This window comes from Neisseria sp. HMSC065D04 (genome assembly GCF_001815675.1).
In the GTDB taxonomy this organism is placed as follows: Bacteria; Pseudomonadota; Gammaproteobacteria; order Burkholderiales; family Neisseriaceae; genus Neisseria.
On the sequence record NZ_KV821549.1, the window covers coordinates 826 to 2,490 of the forward strand.

The 1,665-nt window shown below is 40.2% G+C and carries 2 protein-coding genes; both read right to left on the reverse strand.

Annotated elements, in window-relative coordinates; genetic code table 11:
• Nucleotides 1-42 precede the first annotated feature (42 nt).
• The gene (locus HMPREF3050_RS11420) at nt 43-1,203 is read right to left on the reverse strand and encodes a DUF6402 family protein (protein WP_070774870.1); all 1,161 of its coding nucleotides are present in this window, start codon (nt 1,201-1,203) and stop codon (nt 43-45) included.
• A 13-nt stretch (nt 1,204-1,216) separates the two neighbouring features.
• Nucleotides 1,217-1,665 (reverse strand): DUF2345 domain-containing protein (locus HMPREF3050_RS15045; protein WP_246830269.1); only part of this gene is annotated, 449 nt, incomplete at its 5' end.

Below are 1,665 nucleotides of genomic sequence, written 5' to 3' on the forward strand. Positions count from 1 at the left end.
AAACCATTTCACTATTTTTTTCTTTTTCATAAACGTTGCCTATTATTTCAAAACTACCTCAATTGGAGGGTCACAACGATATTCTTTCAAAGATGAAAATATCAGCAGATCCCCTCCTAGTCTGTTTAAATCTCGCCATTTGTTGAAATGGCTGTTCCTAACTGGGTAGAAACGGTCTTCCGGCTTGGAATCGAAAAGAGAAGGGGGCGCTGCTATATAGGCTGAGGCTACCCTCCGAGCCTCATGTTTTTCATCTATAATCTTATTTTTCTTATCTGAAAGCTGATGGCTATAAAACACATCAAATCCTGTATGATTCCAATGCCCTAGGTATTGATCTCCGCCATTATCGTTAAGAAAATCAAATGTATCTCGGATATAGAGATAAACGCTTTCTACAATTAATTTATTTCCAGGCATGCGGTATTTTCCGATGGCAGCTGCCAAAGTACAGCCTGCAACAGTGGCGAAAAACTCGTCTTTCAATACACTGTTACGAGCAGACAAAGCTACTTTATCCAGAGTGTCAAATAAACTTATAGTTTGGAATGAAAAATAACTATGAAATTCCTGCATGTCTTGTTTTTTCATTAAGTAATTTTTAGTATCACCATAAGATTTTCTAAGTGCATTATATGCAGCTTGTTTATCAGGGTTTCCTGATCTTGGGCTGATTGAATACAAACCCTCATCTTTTTTCCCCTTTCTTCCATATTTGGCAGTCTTATTGTAAATGCAGTGTGCAGCCTCCTTATTCCATATAGGTCCCGTATTCCAATTGCTGATTAACTCACCATACAGTAAACGCTTAATCCCGTTGGTTACAACCCCTGTCACATTAGCTTTTTCCAGCCAGTCTAAGGTGTAATAATCCATCAGTACCAAATGTTTTGGGTGATCAATGGATTTGGCCTCCTTAACACTCGTTTTCATTACATGTGCCGGACTTGAGAACCACTTTTCCTGCATTTTTGCCGCTTTCTCCCACGCATGTTTTGTATGCTTTTTACCATGCGCACGAAGGGCGTTGGGTAGGTCGGTTAATTTAAAAACAGTCGTCGTTTGTTGTACAACATGTTTTTCATTTGCCGATTTTCCCCTGTGTGAAGGCGCACTTTTGCAGAGTGCGGCAGCGTCACACTTGATGGTCATTTCCTGATTCTTGTCTCTATCAAAATAGGTAAAAGTAATATATTCACTCATTTTTATTGCCCTCTTAGTCTTCTTTTAACACTGCAATTTCCAATTGTTCCAAAAATCTTACTTTTGCGGAGTTGCGTATCAAATGTTTATTCATTCCTGTTCGTCCATATTTGTTGGTTTTCCCAATAATGACCTTGTTGGAATCTGTTTCATCTATGATAACAAACGGACGGTTAGTAATTTTTCTGCCCGTTTTTTCATCAATCAATTCAAAAGCAAGACTGAATAAATCTTTGGGATTTAGTAGAGGCATATTGAAGGTACGACTATTAGGCCCCGTCACCTCCATCGGCGCCTTCACCCTAACCAGCTTCGGACTCCCAATCTCCACCTCCCCGTTCGCCAGTTTGATATACGCCCCTTTGCAGGTAATCAGAATCTCCTCCTTCGCCGCAATGGTGATTTTTCCTGCGCTACTGGTTAACGTTGCATCCTTCAGCGCATTCAGCTGCAACTCGTCAT

Coding starts and splice junctions, on each gene's coding strand:
- HMPREF3050_RS11420 (WP_070774870.1), bottom strand. CDS start 1,203: ATGAGTGAATATATTACTTTTACCTATTTTGATAGAGACAAGAATCAG.